This is a genomic window from Xanthomonas sp. AC360 (genome assembly GCF_979258225.1).
Genome location: NZ_OZ409846.1, coordinates 1,677,492 through 1,692,947, shown reverse-complemented (window position 1 = coordinate 1,692,947; position 15,456 = coordinate 1,677,492). Strand labels below are relative to the sequence as shown.

Genomic DNA, 15,456 nt, shown 5'->3' with positions numbered 1-15,456 from the left:
GCGCAACGGGCGGTGTGCTGCGTGGAGGTGAGAAGTGCAGCGACAGCGTGCGAGGTGTCGCTGCAGCGATGTGCTTAGTCGATCAAGCGGTACGCCGGCACGGTAAGAAAGTCCGCCAGTTCATCGGCGCGGCTGAGTTCTTCCAGCAACGCAATGGCTTCATCGATTCGCGCTGCGCCGGGGAGTGCCGTGGTTGTGCCCAAGCGTGCCGGCAATGCGCGCAACGTTGCCTGCAGCAGCTGTTGATCGATGGCGGTGCCGTCGTCCAGATGCTGGCCGTGATGCAGCCACTGCCACAGCTGCGCGCGGCTGATTTCGGCGGTGGCGGCGTCTTCCATCAGGTTGTGGATCGGCACGCAACCGTTGCCATCCAGCCAGGCAGCCAGATACCGCACGCAGACTTCGACATTGCCTTCGAAACCGGCGCGGGTGACGCTGCCGGCGGACGGTGCGATCAACATGTCGCGCGTCACCTGTACATCGTTGCGCAACACATGCTGCTGATGCGCGGTCGGCATGTGTTCGTCAAACAGTTTCATTGCCACCGGAATCAAGGCCGGATGCGCCACCCAGGTGCCATCGTGGCCGGCGCTGACCTCGCGCAGCTTGTCGGCGCGCACGCGGGCCATGGCCTGCTCGTTGGCTGCCTCGTCGTGGTTGATCGGAATCTGCGCGGCCATCCCGCCCATCGCATGCGCGCCGCGGCGGTGGCAGGTCTTGATCAGCAGTTCCGAATACGCCTTCAAAAACGGCTGGGTCATGGTGACCTGGCCACGCTCCGGCAACACGCGGTCGCGGTGCGCACGAAAGGTCTTGAGATACGAAAAGATGTAGTCCCAGCGCCCGCAATTGAGCCCGACGATACGCTCGCGCAGCGCGTGCAAAATCTCGTCCATCTCGAACACCGCCGGCAGCGTTTCGATCAACACGGTGACCTTGATCTGCCCATGCGGCAGACCCAGCATCGCTTCGATATGCGCCAGCGCGGTGTCCCACAGCGCGGCTTCTTCCATGCTCTGCAACTTGGGCAGATACAGGTACGGGCCGCGGTCCTTGGCCAGCAGTGCGCGGCCGTTATGAAAGGCGAACAGTGCCGCATCGAACAGGCCGCCGGCCAGCGGCTGGCCATCGATGTGGACGTGTTTTTCGTCCAGGTGCCAACCGCGCGGGCGGACGATCAGCACCGCGCGCTCGGCTTCGGGGCGCAACGCGTAGTGCTTGCCATTGGGCGCATCGAAGCTGAGATCGCCGCGCACGGCGGCGGCCAGGGTGCGCTGGCCGGCCAGCAAGTTGCGCCAGGTCGGCGCGGTGGAATCCTCGAAGTCGGCCATGAACACCTTGGCGCCGGAGTTCAGTGCGTTGATGACCATCTTCGGGTCGGTCGGGCCGGTGATCTCGACGCGGCGGTCCTGCAAGGCGGCCGGCAACGCGGCCACCCGCCAGTCGCCCTCGCGGATGGCGCGGGTGTCGGCACGGAAGTCCGGTAGTTGACCGGCGTCGAAGGCGGCCTGGCGGGCACGTCGCTGGGCCAGACGCTGCTGGCGGCCAGGCTCGATCGCCCGATGCAGCGACACCAGCAGCGCCAGCGCGGCCGGCGGCAACAGCTCCGCCTGCCCCGCGACCTGGGTGGTCAGCGAAAGACCGGGCGTGGCGTGGGCGGTGGGACGTGAAGCGAAAGCGGTGGCAGACATGTGGAGGTCCTTGTGCATCCGGACCTGCACCGTGCGCCCCCACCAACTATTTGACAAAGCAGTTTTATCAATGCTGTAAATAAGCTAGACTTATACTCGCGCTGGAAGCTCGCCCGACATGGCGCCAACCCCTCGATTTTCCTACAAATCCGACCGCCTCAAGCCGCTGCGCGCGTTCTGTCAGACGGTTCGTCTGGGCTCGGTCTCACGGGCTGCTGAGGCGCTATACGTCAGCCAGCCTGCGGTGACGCTGCAATTGCAGGCGCTGGAGCGCGACCTGGGGGTGGCCTTGTTCGAGCGCTCCGGGCGACGCCTGGCGCCCAGCCGCGAGGGCCAGTTGCTCTACGACATGGCGCTGCCGCTGGTGGAAAGCCTGGACGGCCTGGAGGCGAGCTTCCGCGAAAAAGTGCGCGGGCTGGATGCCGGCGAGCTCAACATCGCCGCCAACAGTTCCACCATCCTGTATCTGCTGCCGCGCATCGTGGCGAACTTTCGCGCCCGCCATCCGGACGTGCGGCTGACCCTGCACAACGCGATCAGCGCTGACGGTACCGACCTGTTGCGCGAGGATGCGGTGGACCTGGCGGTCGGCTCGATGCTGGATGTGCCGGCCGACCTCAACTACGCACCGGTGTATCGCTTCGAGCAGCTGTTGATCACCCCGCCCGATCACCCGCTGGCGCACAAGGCCACGGTGTCGCTGCAGGATCTCTCGCCCTATCCGTTGATCCTGCCGCCGCGTCGGCAGGTGACCTATCGCCTGGTCGACCTGATTTTTCAGCAGGCGCGCGTGCCGTACACCGTGGCGCTGGAAGTGGGCGGCTGGGAAGTGATCAAGCAGTACGTGGCGATGGGCATGGGCATTTCCATCGTCACCGCGATCTGCGTGACCGATGCCGATCGCGACAAGCTGGCAACACGCTCGCTCAAGGAATACTTCCCCACCCGCAGCTATGGCGTGGTGGTACGCAAGGGCAAGTATCTGTCGCCGCAAGCACGCGCGTTTATCGAACTGATCCAGCCGGATCTGTTTACGCCGCGCGGGTATGACGAGAGTGGCGATTCGGAGCGCTAACAACATCGCTCTCGCAGCGAGCGATGCGGCCAGTGATAACTGCTTTAACGCCCCTGCGCACCGTGCCGGATGCTGATGCTGTCCAACACCTTGGCACCGCATGCACGAAACCGTTGCACAGGCGATGAGTTGCGTGGCCTTACCCACGAGCCCCGTGTACGTCGGCAGGGCGCGCTCGCAAGCGTCACGTAGATGACAACAATGCGCGTTTGGTAACGCCTGCCCGCGTGCACAAGCACAGCTGAAGGCCAACAACTAGAGCGCGTTGGTCAGATGCGCTCGGACAGCGCGAATGAACCAAAGTGTGCGGGCAGCAGTGCGGAGTGCAGGCACCGGCCACGCCGCCCGATGGACGCGAAGCCGTGTTGCCTGCGGCACTTACTCGCGCCCGTAAAGCCCCAGAAACATCTCCACCGCCGACTCGGCCACCCGCGCTTGCTGGGCGGACGACAGCGGCGGTTGGCCCATCGCAAGTTGCGGCCAGAACGCGAACCCCTTCACCAGCGCCTGCAATTGCTGCGAGGCGAATTCCGCATCGACCGCTGCCAGGCGGCCATCGGCCAGCGCGGCGCGCAGCCAGGTGGTGGTGCCCTCTTCCTTGCTGCCCAGTTGCGCCAGCAGGACGCGCGCGCGTTCGGGCGAGTGGATGCATTCGGCAATCGCCACGCGCGACAGATCGATAAAGGCGGCATCGTCGAGCAGCCGCAGCTTTTGCTGCAGCAATTGCGTCAACTGCGTGCGCAATGATTGGTCGGGGCGATAAACCAGACTCACTGCCTCGGCACTGCGTTGCCACAGCCCGCGCAGGATCTCGCCGAACAACGCGTCCTTGCTGGAGAAATGGTTGTAGACGGTGCGCTTGGACACGCCCGCCGTCGCGGCCACGCGGTCCATGCTGGTGGCCTCGAACCCGTGCTGGCTGAATTCGGCGATGGCCGCTTCGAGAATGGCGTGGCGCTTGCGGTCGGTAAGCCGCTGCGGTGCCGGCGCTGCGTCGGATGAACTGGACATGGCGCAATGTTACACCGAGCAGTTTACATTCCCAAAATAAAACTACACTGCGTAGTGTAACTACAGCGCCGGCACCGCCGGTTCGCCCGCCCCCAACGATGGATAGCGTCGTGCTCACCCAGTCCCGCCACCTGCCACCTACCGCTTCGCATGCCGCCTCGCCGCAGTTCCGCAACGGCCGGTTCCGCAACGCACTGCCCACCCGCTTGAGTCAGCCCGGTGTGTTGGCTGGCCTGCGCCTGCTGTGGGAGGTGCTGTTCAACAAGCCCGCGCATACGGTGCCGTCGCAGGCGCTGCCGGTGCTGCCACTGAGCGCGGCGCAGCTGCGCGACGCGCCCGACCATAGCCTGTTCCGGCTGGGCCATTCCACGGTGCTGATGAAACTGCGTGGCGGCCTGTGGTTGACCGACCCGGTGTTCTCCAAGCGCGCCTCGCCGTTCGCGTTTGCCGGCCCCAAGCGCTTCCATGCGCCGCCCATCGCGCTGGACGACCTGCCGCCGCTGGCCGGCGTGCTGTTGTCGCACAACCACTACGACCATCTGGACCGCGCCACCATCCGCGCCCTGGCCGACCGCGTCGGTGTATTCGTCGCGCCGCTGGGCGTGGGCGATCTGCTGGTGCGCTGGGGCGTGGACCCGGGCAAGGTGCGGCAGCTAGATTGGTGGCAATCGGTGGAGGTGGGTGGCCTGACCTTCATCGCCACACCGTCGCGGCATTTTTCCGGCCGCGGCCTGTTCGACCGCGACCGCACGCTGTGGTGCTCGTGGGCGATCCAGGACGCCGATCTGCGGGTGTTCTTCAGCGGCGACGGCGGCTATGGCCCGCACTTCAAGACGATCGGCCAGCGCCTGGGGCCGTTCGATGTGGCGCTGATCGAAAACGGCGCCTACGACCAAATGTGGCCGGACGTGCACATGCAACCGGAGCAGAGCCTGCAGGCGTTTATCGATATCGGCGGCCGTACCTTGCTGCCGATCCACAACGGCACCTTCGACCTTGCCATGCATGTCTGGTCCGAGCCGCTGGAACGCATCGTGGCGCTGGCAGCAGCCGCGAACGTCGCGCTGGCCACCCCGCGCATGGGCGAACGGGTGGATTTACGCGGCCCGGCCACCGGCGAGCGCTGGTGGCGCACGCTGCCCGAAACGCTGGCGTTGGCGCGATGAGCGGCTGGACCCTGGCCGACCTGCCACCGCAGCGCGCAAAAGTGGCCGTCATCACCGGCGCCAGCGTGGGCGGGCTGGGCTATGAGACCGCGCTGGCGCTGGCCGGTGCCGGCGCCAGTGTGGTGCTGACTGCGCGCAACGCCGACAAGGGCGAAGCCGCACGGCAGGCGCTGCTCGCCGTGCATCCGCACGCCACGGTGCGCGTGGAAACGCTGGACCTTGCACACCTGGCATCGGTGCGCGCGTTCGCCGAGCGACTTGGCGCGCGCCAGCAATGGGTGGACCTGCTGATCAACAACGCCGGCGTGATGGCGCCGCCGCAGCGGCAGACCACCGCCGACGGAATGGAGCTGCAGTTCGGCAGCAATTATCTTGGGCATTTCGCGCTGACCGCGCAGCTGCTGCCGTTGCTGCGCGCGGCAGCGGCCCCGCGTGTGGTCAACCTGTCGAGTCTGGCGCATCGCAGTGCCCGCATCGATTTCGATGATCTGCAGACCGCACACTCGTACCGGCCGTGGAAGGCGTATGGCCAGTCCAAACTGGCGATGTTGATTTTCAGCATGGAACTGCAGCGGCGCAGCGACGCGCAGGGCTGGGGCGTGCGCGCCATCGCCGCGCATCCCGGTCTGGCGCGTACCGCCCTGATCGCCAACGGACCGGCGGCTGGTGGTCGCCGCACCGCGATCGGTGCAGCGACCGCGCTGCTGGGGCCTTACATCAGCCACTCCGCGGCCGCCGGCGCGCTCCCCACGTTGTATGCCGCCACCGACCCGCAGGCGCAGGGCGGCGGGTACTACGGCCCGGATGGCCTGTTCGAACTCAAGGGCGCCCCTGGCCCGGCCACCATCGCCCGCCAGGTCCACGACCGGCAGGTGGCAACGCGCTTGTGGGAAACCTCCTGCACGCTGGCGGATGTGGCGCTCTGATCACGACGCGCTGCAGACGGTTGCGCATCGGCTGCGCGTGTTCGCCTGCAGGCCCGCACGCGCTGCGCGGGCACTGCCGCGCCGGCGACTACAGCCGGTTCCACTCCAGGCCTTCGCCGCGCCGGTAATACACCGCCACCGCCTTGCCGTACACCGCCGAGGCATCGACAAAACCGAAATTGCGCCCATCCAGGCTATCGCCACGGTGGTCGCCCACCGCCAATACCTTGCCGGCCGGCACGCGGACATCGTGCAGATCCGGCCCACCGCCGGCATCCAGATTCAGGTGCGCAATGCGCGCACCGAAGCGCTCGCGCTCACCCTCGTCATCGATCTGCAGCGGTTGGCCGTTGATGGATAAATGCCCATTGCGCAGATCCACACGGTCGCCTGCCACGGCCACCACGCGCTTGATCAACCGCGTGCCATCGCGCGGCGAATCGAACACCGCCACATCCCCACGCTGCGGTCGGTCGCCACCGATGACGATGCGGTTGCTCAGCGGCAATCGCCAGCCGTAGGCGTGCATATCCACCACCACGCGATCGCCCGGCTGCAAGGTGGGCTGCATCGAGCCGCTGGGCACCTGGTAGTGATTGGCAAACGAGGAGCGCGCAGCAGTCAGCAAGACCAACATGACCAGTAGCGGCAACAGTTCCTTGCGCGACCACTGTGCGGCGCGCTGAAGGCGGGAGGTGGGATGCGATGGGTGCATGGGAGATCTGTCGGGTGATCGGCAGCCGGCTTGGCGCTTCGACGATGCGCCTGGGCGTCCGGCCGTGGAAGTGACGAAAGACATGGCAAGGGCCGTTGTTGCGTGTGGGGACTTGCGCGAGTAAGCAAGCGTGTTTCATCAGCCGGTGGCCGATCGAGCAACAACGAAACACGTCCTTAGCCCGTTGCGCTGCGATAGGTTCGCAATCCGCGGGATACATTTTAATCAGGGACGTGCATGTTGCTTAAAAAAACCTCGCGCATCCATGCACGCCGCCCTGCGGGTTGTCGCTACCGGACTTGCCGCTGCGGTATGGGGATTGGGAAGCCAATGGCGAAAACAACAGCAACAGCAACAGCAACAACCGTAGGTTTACTGCACCTTCCCGATTGCGCTAACGCAAACGGGATGGCACAAGGGCCATCCCGTTTCGTCTACTGCAAGCGCTCACCGGTGCACACATAGCCACCCAAGCGCATCGTTTATTCCGTCAAACCACGATTTTCCAGAAATGCCTTGACGCTGGGATCCTTGCCGCGGAAATCGCGGTACAGCGTGGCCGAATCGACAGTGTTGCCGCGTGAGAGGATCTTGGCGCGGAAAATATCGCCGTTCTTGCGGTTCAAGCCACCATTTTCCTCGAACCATTCGAAGGCATCGTCGTCGAGCACTTCCGACCAGAGGTAGGCGTAATAGCTGGCGGCATAACCCATCTCCCAGATATGGTTGAAATAGCTGCTGTGATACCGCGGCGGCACCTCAGCCATGTCCAGCTTGAAGCGCTTGAGCGCATCGGTCTCGAACCGGCCCACGTCCTGCAAGGGTGCATCGGCCGGCAGGGTGTGCCAGGCCAGATCGAGCAGCGATGCCGACAGGGTCTCGGTGATCGTGTAGCCGCTATTGAAGCTCTTGGCCTTCTTGATCTTTTCAACCAGCTCGGCCGGCATCACTGCGCCGGTTTGATAATGCTTGGCATAGTTGGCGAAGACCTTCGGATCGGAGGCCCAGTGCTCGTTGAACTGCGAGGGAAATTCCTTGAAGTCGCGCGGCGTTTTGGTTCCGGAAATCCCCGCGTAGGTCACCTTGGAGAACATGCCGTGTAGCGCGTGGCCGAACTCATGGAACATCGTGGTGACGTCGTCGAAACTCAGCAACGCCGGCTGGCCAGCAGCGGGCTTGGTGAAGTTGCAGACGTTGTAGACCACCGGCTTGGTGCCGGTCAGGCCGTCCTGTTCGACGAACACGTCCATCCACGCGCCACCGGACTTGCTGTCGCGTTTGAAATAGTCGGTGTAGAACAGCGCCATCGAGGTGCCGTCTGCATCGAACACCTCGTATACCTTCACGTCCGGATGGTAGGTGGGAATGTCGGTGCGCTGCTTGAAGGTGATGCCGTAGAGCTGGTTGGCCGCATAGAAAACCCCGTTCTGCAGCACGTTATCCAGTTCGAAGTACGGCTTGATCTGCGACTCATCCAGATCGTACTTGGCCTTGCGTACCTGCTCGGCATAGAAGTCCCAGTCGGAAGCGGCCAACTTGAAACCGCCCTTCTGGGCATCGATGACTTTCTGAATCTCGGCTGCTTCGCGGCGCGTCTTGGCCGTGGCCGCCGGCACGGTGTCGGTCAGCAGCTTGAGCGCCGCAGCCGGGGTCTTGGCCATCTGGTCGTTCAGTACGTAAGCGGCATAGCTGTCGTAGCCCAACAGCCTGGCGCGTTGAGCGCGCAACTGCGCCAGTCGCTGAACCACCTTGCGCGTGTCGTTGTCATCGCCCTGTTCGGTGCGCTTCTGCGAAGCCTGCATGATCTGCGCACGCAACGCACGATCCTTCAACGAGGCGAGAATGGGCTGCTGGGTGGTGTTCTGCAAGGTCAACAGATACTTGCCGTCGAGCTTGCGCTGCTTGGCGGCATCGGCGGCGGCGGCGATATCGCCCTCGCTCAAGCCAGCCAGCCGGGCCTTGTCGTCCACAACCACCGCAGCGGCGGCCGTGGCAGCCACCAGCTTCGCGTGGAATTGCGTGGACAGCGTGGTTTCCTCCACATTGAGCTTGCCCACGGTGATCTTGTCGGCATCGGACAACAGCGCGCCGGATGCGACGAACCCTTTGTATGTGATCTCGACGAGGCGCTTTTGCTCCGGATTGAGCTTCATCGCATCGGACTGGTCATGCACCGCCTTGATGCGCGCAAACAGCTTGGGATCCAGAAGAACTTCATTACTATGCGCCGCCAGCTTGGGCCCAATCTCCTCCTGGATTTTCTCGCGTGCCGAATTGGTATCGGCAGAGATCAACCCGAAGAAGATATCCGACACGCGCGCCAGTAGCTCGCCGCCGCGACCGAATGCTTCGATGGTGTTTTCGAAGGTCGCCGGTTCGGGGTTGGCGGTGATCTTGCGCACGTCCGCAAGTTCCAGACGTATGCCTTCCTCGAAGGCAGGCAGATAATCGCTGTCCTGGATTTTGTCGAATGGCGGCGCCTTGAACGGCAGCGTACTGGCGGTCAATAACGGATTGGACCTGGCCACGGAAGACTGACTGGTGGCGGTATTGCTGGTCGTGGCCGCGGACTGCGTTTCCGGCGCTTCTTTTCCGGAACAGGCAGCCAGCGCCAGAGTAATGGCAGCTGCCAGAATGAGGGTACGCGACATGGAGTATGGAATTCCTGAGTGATCACAGCAGCCGGCAACGTTAATCGGTTTTCCGGCATCGGGCATGTGCTGCCGAACTGATCGGCATGGCGGGGTTAAGGACAGCGCTTGCTGTTGCAGAAGATGCGATGACCTCATTGAAGGCGATAGGGCAGGGATAGTGCCCATGCGCAATGGCCGATGACTTGGCGGGAGCGAATGACTGGCGATAAAAACGAAACGGGATGGCACCGCCATCCCGTTTCGTTCACAGATTAAGGATTGCCGATCACTCCGCCAAACCGCGGTTTTTCAGCAGTGCCTTGACGCTTGGATCCTTGCCACGAAAATCGCGATACAGCTGACTCACATCCACAGAATTACCAGGCGCGAGAATCTTGGCGCGGAAGAGATCCCCATTTTTCCGTGTCAAACCGCCGTTCTCGCTGATCCACTCGAACGCGTCATCATCGATGACCTCCGACCAGAAGTACGCGTAATAACTCGCCGCATAACCACGGCTCCAGATATGGTCGAAATAACTGGCGCCATAGCGTGGCGGAACCTCAGGCAGGTCAACCTTGTAACGCTTCAGCGTGTCGGCCTGCATGGCACTCACATCCTGCATCTCTGCGGTCGCTGGTTGGCCATGCAAGGCCAGGTCCACAATCTGCGCCGAGAGTGACTCGGTCATCAGATAGCCGCTGTTGAAGGTCTTTGCATTCTTCAGCTTCTTCACCAGCGCCTCCGGCATCGCCTCGCCGGTCTTGTAGTGCTTTGCGTAGTGCGCGAAAACAGATGGGTCGGTCGCCCAGTGCTCATTGAACTGCGAGGGGAATTCGGAAAAATCTCGCGGCGTAGCGGCGCTATCCAACGAGGAATACTTCACTGTCGACAACATGTAGTGCAGGGCATGGCCGAACTCGTGAAACATCGTGGTGACTTCTTCCATGCTTAGCAACGCAGCCTGCCCATCGGCCGGCTTGCTGAAGTTGCACACGTTATAGATCACCGACTTGGCGCCAGTGAGTCCGTTGCGCTGGACCAAGGAGCCTGCCCACGAACCACCGGACTTGCTCTCGCGCTGGAAATAGTCCGTGTAAAACAGCGCCAACGAGGTGCCGTCTACATCGAAGACTTCGTAGACCTTTACGTCTGGGTGATAGGTCGGGATGTCGGTGCGCTGCTTGAAGGTGATCCCGTACAGCTGTGTGGCCGCATAGAAGACGCCATCATTGAGCACGGTATCCAAGGCGAAATACGGCTTGATCTGCGATACGTCCAGATCGTATTTGGCCTTGCGCACCTGCTCGGCATAAAAATCCCAATCCGACGCAGCCAACGTAAAGCCGCCATGCTGCGCATCGATCAGCGCCTGGATCTGTGCCGCTTCCCGGCGTGCCTTGGCCGTGGCGGCAGACACCGTGTCGGTCAGCAATTTCAGTGCCACCTGCGGCGTCTTGGCCATCTGGTTGCGCAGGCTGTAGGCCGCATAGCTGTCGTACCCAAGCAGACTGGCGCGCTGCGCACGCACCTGCAACAAGCGCTTGATGGTGTCACGCGTATCGTTGGCATCGCCCTGCTCGGCGCGTTTTTCCGAGGCCTGCAGTATCTGCGCACGCAATGCACGATCCTTCAGCGAGGCCAGCACCGGCTGCTGCGTGGTGTTTTGCAGACTCAGAAGATATTTGCCCTCAAGTTTGCGCGCCTTGGCAGCAGCAGCGGCGGCGGCGATATCGCCCTCGCTCATGCCGTCGAGCCTTGCCTTGTCGTCCACCACCACCGCAGCGGCCAAAGCCGCGGCCGTCAATTTATTGTGGTACTGGGTGGTGAGGTTGGTCTCTTCCAAGTTGAGCTTGCGCAAGGTGGCTTTGTCTGCATCGGAAAGCTGCGCTCCGGCCTTGATGAAGCTGTCATAGCCGTGCTCGAGCAGGCGCAGCTGTTCCGGCGTCAGTGCGAGCGTATCGCGCCGATCGTAAAGGGTCTTGAAGCGTGCAAACAGCTTCGCATCCAGTGCGATCTCATCGCCGAGGGTGGCCAGCTTGGGGCCGATGTCTTCATCGATTTTCTGCCGCGCAGCGTTGGTATCGGCAGTTGAAATGCCTAAGAAGATGTTGGAGACATAGGCGAGTGTTGCGCCGCTGCGTTCCAGCGCCTCAACCGTGTTCTCAAAGGTGGGTGGCTCCGGGTTTTCGGTAATGCCGTGCAACTCGTGCCGGACCTGGCGAATGCCTTCTTCAAAGGCCGGCAGATAATCGCTGTCGCGAATCTTGTCGAATGGCGGCGCCTGAAATGGCAGCGTGCTGGGCACAAGCAGCGGATTGGATGCCAGATCCGCAGATGTGGTGGCCGGTGTCGCGGCACCTGCGGCGGCAGGTGTGGTGCGCGGGGAATTCTTTTCCGAACATGCGGCCAGCGCAAAGGTGACCGCAGCAGCCAGAATAAGTGAACGTCGCATGGTGTAGTGATCCTGCAGAACGTGTAACCGGACACAGGACGGATGCCTCGACGTCCGGCATCGGCCCTGAATGAGCAGAGCGCCACAGCTGCGCTACTGCGCGTTGGCGGTCGCCAAGTATCTGGGCGATGCCTGCATGACATCCGGCAGGAACGGAATCGGCGGCCTTGAAAACGAAACGGGATGGCACCGCCATCCCGTTTCGTTCACCGATTAAGGGTTGCCGATCACTCGGTCAAACCGCGATTCTCCAGCAGTGCCTTGACGCTGGGATCCTTGCCGCGGAAGTCGCGGTACAGCGTAGCAAGATCCACGGTGTTGCCACGCGAGAGAATCTTGGCGCGGAAAATATCGCCGTTCTTGCGGTTCAATCCGCCGTTTTCCTTGAACCATTCGAAAGCGTCGTCGTCGAGCACTTCTGACCAGAAGTAGGCGTAGTAGCCGGCCGAATAACCGCCGCCCCAGATGTGGTCGAAATAGCTGCTGCGGTAGCGCGGCGGCACTTCGGCCAGGTCCACCTTGAAGCGCTTGAGCGCATCGGCTTCGAACTTGCTCACGTCCTGCAACGGCGCATCCGCCGGCTGGGTGTGCCAAGCCAGATCCAGCAGCGCTGCCGACAGATATTCGGTGGTGGCGTAGCCGCTGTTGAAGGTCTTGGCCTTCTTGATCTTTTCCACCAGTTCGGCCGGCATCACTGCGCCGGTTTGATAATGCTTGGCGTAGTTGGCGAAGACCTTCGGATCGGACGCCCAGTGCTCGTTGAACTGCGAGGGGAATTCCACAAAATCGCGCGAGGTGCTGGTGCCGGCGATCGAGGGATACTTCACCTTGGAGAACATGCCGTGCAGCGCGTGGCCGAACTCATGGAACAGCGTGGTGACGTCGTCGAAGCTCAGCAACGCCGGCTGGCCGGCAGCGGGCTTGGTGAAGTTGCAGACGTTGTAGACCACCGGCTTGGTGCCGGTCAGGCCGTCCTGTTCGACGAACACGTCCATCCACGCGCCACCGGACTTGCTGTCGCGCTTGAAGTAGTCGGTGTAGAACAGCGCCATCGAGGTGCCGTCGGCATCGAAGACTTCGTACACCTTCATGTCGGCGTGGTAGGTCGGAATGTCGGTGCGCTGCTTGAAGGTGATGCCATAGAGCTGGGTGGCCGCATAGAAAACGCCGTTCTGCAGCACGTTATCCAGTTCGAAATACGGCTTGATCTGCGACTCGTCCAGATCGTACTTGGCCTTGCGTACCTGCTCGGCGTAAAAGTCCCAATCGGAGGCGGCAAGCTTGAAATCGCCGGTCTTTGCATCGGCACGCTGCGCATCGATGACCTTCTGCATCTCGCCCACTTCGCGGCGCGCCTTGGCGGTGGCCGCCGGCACGGTGTCGGTCAGCAGCTTCAGCGCCGCCTCCGGAGTCTTTGCCATCTGGTTGCCCAGGCTATAAGCGGCGTAATTGTCGAAGCCGAGCAAATTGGCTTTTTGCGCACGCAGCTGCGCCAGACGCTGGATGGTCTGGCGGGTGTCGTTGGCATCGCCCTTTTCTGCACGGGTTTCGGAAGCCTTCAACACCTCGGCGCGCAGCGCGCGATCTTTCAACGACGCCAGTACCGGCTGCTGGGTGGTGTTCTGCAAGGTCAGAAGATACTTGCCATCGAGCTTGCGTGCCTTGGCAGCATCGGCGGCGGCGGCAATGTCGCCTTCGCTCAGGCCGTCGAGTTTGACCTTGTCATCGACCACCACTGCACCGGCAGCGGAGGCTGCAACCAGACGCGTATGGAACTGGGTGGATAGCGTGGTTTCTTCCACGTTGAGCTTGCGCAAGCTGTCCTTGTCGGCATCGGAGAGCTGCGCACCGGCGCGCACCAGGTCTTCGTAATCGTGCTCGACCAGACGCTTTTGTTCCGGCTCCAGGTTCAATGTGTCGCGCTGGTCGTACAGGGTTTTGACGCGTGCGAACAGCTTCGGGTCGAGGTTGATCTCGTCCTTGTGCGCGGCCAGCTTGGGCGCGATCTCTTCCTGGATTTTCTGGCGTGCGTCGCTGGTATCGGCCTGCACCAGCCCGAAGAAGATGCGCGACACGCGCGTCAGCGTTTCGCCGCTGCGCTCCATCGCTTCGATGGTGTTGTCGAAGGTGGGCGCTTCGGTGTTGTCGGCGATCTTGCGCACGTCGGCCAGATGCAAGCGCATGCCTTCTTCGAACGCGGGCAGGTAATCGCTGTCCTTGATCTTGTCGAACGGCGGCGCCTGGAATGGCAGGGTGCTGGCACTCAGCAACGGGTTCGGCGCAGCGTCGGCGGCCGGGGTGGTGGTCTTTTCGGGCACGGTGGTGGACTCCTTACCGGATGGCTCTTTTCCAGAACATGCGGCCAATGCCAGGGTGATGGCGGCGGCCAGAACGACGGTACGCGACATGGCGTGTGATTCCTGAGTGGGTACGGCAGCCGGTCACGCTAGCGGGTTTGCGCGATGCTGGCATGTGCCGTTGGATTGGGTGGATGCAGCGGTTTGGGGATGGTGCAGGCAAGCGCGCAGCCGCAGGCTCGGCACGCCTGCCCCGTGTGAGCGACACGGTGCAGCATGGGGTTTTGCGGCTTTCCTGGGTTCGATCGCGAGACAACACTCAGTCGAAACGGTTAGCGGGTCCGGGACCCAGCCGACCCCGTCCGTCAGAGCGTCTCGTCCTTGAAGATCGCCACATGCGGGCTGCCGTCGGCGCCGATCCAGCCGCGGTACATGCCTTCGGTATTGAACGGGAAGGCGATGTTGCCTTGCGCATCCAGCGCAATGGCACCGCCATCGCCGCCGGCCTTCGGAATCTGCTGATCGATGACCGCCTCGGCCGCCTGTTGCAGCGACTGCCCGGCGTATTTCATGCGCGCACAGATGTCGTAGGCCGCCACCGCACGGATATAGAACTCGCCCCAGCCGGTGCCGGACACCGCGCACTGCGCATTGGCATAGGTGCCGGCGCCGATGATGGGCGCATCGCCGACGCGGCCGTAACGCTTGTTGGTCATGCCGCCGGTGGACGTGCCGGCAGCCAGATGGCCGTCGCGATCCAGCGCGAGCGCACCGACGGTGCCGAAGTGCTTGGCGGTTTCCAGGTCGAGCGCGGCCTGGGCCTGGCGGTCGCCGCTTTCGGCCTTGAGCGCTTTTTGCAGCTGTTGCCAACGCTTGTCGGTACGGAAATAGCTGGGCTCGACCAAGGTGACGCCCTGCTCGCGCGCAAACTGCTCGGCACCGTCGCCGACCAGCATCACGTGCTTGGAGCGGTCCATGACGCTGCGCGCCAGCAGGATCGGGTTCTTGACCGTGTGCACGCCGGCAATCGCGCCGGCCTTGCCGCTGGCGCCATCCATGATCGCCGCATCCAGCTCGTTCTTGCCGTCGTGAGTGAACACCGCACCGCGCCCGGCGTTGAACTGCGGCGCGTCCTCCAGCACGGTGATGGTGGCGGCCACCGCATCCACCGCGCTGCCGCCGCGCGTCAACACCGCATGGCCGGCACGCAGCGCGCGTTGCATCGCCTCACGTGCCTGCGCTTGTTCGTCGGGCGAAAGACTGGATTTTTCCACGCCCGCGCCCCCATGGATCACCAGCATCGGCGTGGCGGCCAGCGCCGGGCCGGCACAGAGCAGTAGTGAGAGGCATAGCGCGCGAGCGGACGAAGCGATCATGGTGTTTCCTCACTGCAAGTTGATTGAGTGAACCGGTGGTGTCGGGCAAGGGGCGAACACGGCCGGTTCGCCGCAGGCAATACACGACATCGGCTGTGCGTTCGCGCCAGT

General features: G+C 63.0%; 10 protein-coding genes. 3 read left to right on the top strand and 7 right to left on the bottom strand.

Going from position 1 to position 15,456, the window contains the following annotated elements; translation table 11 throughout:
• Positions 1-74 precede the first annotated feature (74 nt).
• Entirely contained in the window at positions 75-1,691 is a 1,617-nt protein-coding gene (gene aceB / locus ACZZ0O_RS07135) for a malate synthase A (protein WP_463590389.1), read from the bottom strand.
• A gap of 118 nt (positions 1,692-1,809) precedes the next feature.
• Between aceB and ACZZ0O_RS07130 the strand changes: the two genes are divergently transcribed.
• On the top strand, positions 1,810-2,766 hold the full coding sequence (locus ACZZ0O_RS07130) for a LysR family transcriptional regulator (protein ID WP_055853659.1): 957 nt from the start codon (positions 1,810-1,812) through the stop codon (positions 2,764-2,766).
• A 378-nt stretch (positions 2,767-3,144) separates the two neighbouring features.
• On the opposite strand, the gene ACZZ0O_RS07125 is transcribed toward ACZZ0O_RS07130, so the two are convergent.
• On the bottom strand, positions 3,145-3,777 hold the full coding sequence (locus ACZZ0O_RS07125; protein WP_463590388.1) for a TetR/AcrR family transcriptional regulator: 633 nt from the start codon (positions 3,775-3,777) through the stop codon (positions 3,145-3,147).
• A 98-nt stretch (positions 3,778-3,875) separates the two neighbouring features.
• Between ACZZ0O_RS07125 and ACZZ0O_RS07120 the strand changes: the two genes are divergently transcribed.
• On the top strand, positions 3,876-4,943 hold the full coding sequence (locus tag ACZZ0O_RS07120; RefSeq protein ID WP_463590387.1) for an MBL fold metallo-hydrolase: 1,068 nt from the start codon (positions 3,876-3,878) through the stop codon (positions 4,941-4,943).
• Positions 4,940-5,869, top strand: a complete 930-nt coding sequence (locus tag ACZZ0O_RS07115) for an oxidoreductase (protein WP_463590386.1) — start codon at positions 4,940-4,942, stop codon at positions 5,867-5,869. The genes ACZZ0O_RS07120 and ACZZ0O_RS07115 overlap by 4 nt, the downstream gene beginning before the upstream one ends.
• A gap of 88 nt (positions 5,870-5,957) precedes the next feature.
• Here the strand turns inward: ACZZ0O_RS07115 and lepB are convergent, their stop codons facing one another.
• The 5 genes from lepB to ACZZ0O_RS07090 form a co-directional block, all read right to left on the bottom strand.
• A complete protein-coding gene (gene lepB / locus ACZZ0O_RS07110) occupies positions 5,958-6,584 on the bottom strand; it encodes a signal peptidase I (RefSeq protein WP_463590385.1) in 627 nt (208 codons plus the stop codon).
• A gap of 482 nt (positions 6,585-7,066) precedes the next feature.
• A complete protein-coding gene (dcp, locus tag ACZZ0O_RS07105; protein WP_463590384.1) occupies positions 7,067-9,235 on the bottom strand; it encodes a peptidyl-dipeptidase Dcp in 2,169 nt (722 codons plus the stop codon).
• 268 nt (positions 9,236-9,503) lie between these two features.
• A complete protein-coding gene (locus tag ACZZ0O_RS07100) occupies positions 9,504-11,672 on the bottom strand; it encodes a M3 family metallopeptidase (protein ID WP_463590383.1) in 2,169 nt (722 codons plus the stop codon).
• A gap of 227 nt (positions 11,673-11,899) precedes the next feature.
• A complete protein-coding gene (gene dcp / locus ACZZ0O_RS07095) occupies positions 11,900-14,080 on the bottom strand; it encodes a peptidyl-dipeptidase Dcp (protein WP_463590382.1) in 2,181 nt (726 codons plus the stop codon).
• A 254-nt stretch (positions 14,081-14,334) separates the two neighbouring features.
• The gene (locus ACZZ0O_RS07090) at positions 14,335-15,345 is read right to left on the bottom strand and encodes an isoaspartyl peptidase/L-asparaginase family protein (protein WP_463590381.1); all 1,011 of its coding nucleotides are present in this window, start codon (positions 15,343-15,345) and stop codon (positions 14,335-14,337) included.
• Positions 15,346-15,456 lie beyond the last annotated feature (111 nt).

What these genes read in the sequence shown, in the direction of transcription:
- aceB (WP_463590389.1), bottom strand. Translation starts at nt 1,691, where the DNA reads ATGTCTGCCACCGCTTTCGCTTCACGTCCCACCGCCCACGCCACGCCC.
- lepB (WP_463590385.1), bottom strand. Translation starts at nt 6,584, where the DNA reads ATGCACCCATCGCATCCCACCTCCCGCCTTCAGCGCGCCGCACAGTGG.
- ACZZ0O_RS07130 (WP_055853659.1), top strand. Translation starts at nt 1,810, where the DNA reads ATGGCGCCAACCCCTCGATTTTCCTACAAATCCGACCGCCTCAAGCCG.
- ACZZ0O_RS07090 (WP_463590381.1), bottom strand. Translation starts at nt 15,345, where the DNA reads ATGATCGCTTCGTCCGCTCGCGCGCTATGCCTCTCACTACTGCTCTGT.
- ACZZ0O_RS07120 (WP_463590387.1), top strand. Translation starts at nt 3,876, where the DNA reads ATGGATAGCGTCGTGCTCACCCAGTCCCGCCACCTGCCACCTACCGCT.
- ACZZ0O_RS07115 (WP_463590386.1), top strand. Translation starts at nt 4,940, where the DNA reads ATGAGCGGCTGGACCCTGGCCGACCTGCCACCGCAGCGCGCAAAAGTG.
- dcp (WP_463590382.1), bottom strand. Translation starts at nt 14,080, where the DNA reads ATGTCGCGTACCGTCGTTCTGGCCGCCGCCATCACCCTGGCATTGGCC.
- ACZZ0O_RS07125 (WP_463590388.1), bottom strand. Translation starts at nt 3,777, where the DNA reads ATGTCCAGTTCATCCGACGCAGCGCCGGCACCGCAGCGGCTTACCGAC.
- ACZZ0O_RS07100 (WP_463590383.1), bottom strand. Translation starts at nt 11,672, where the DNA reads ATGCGACGTTCACTTATTCTGGCTGCTGCGGTCACCTTTGCGCTGGCC.
- dcp (WP_463590384.1), bottom strand. Translation starts at nt 9,235, where the DNA reads ATGTCGCGTACCCTCATTCTGGCAGCTGCCATTACTCTGGCGCTGGCT.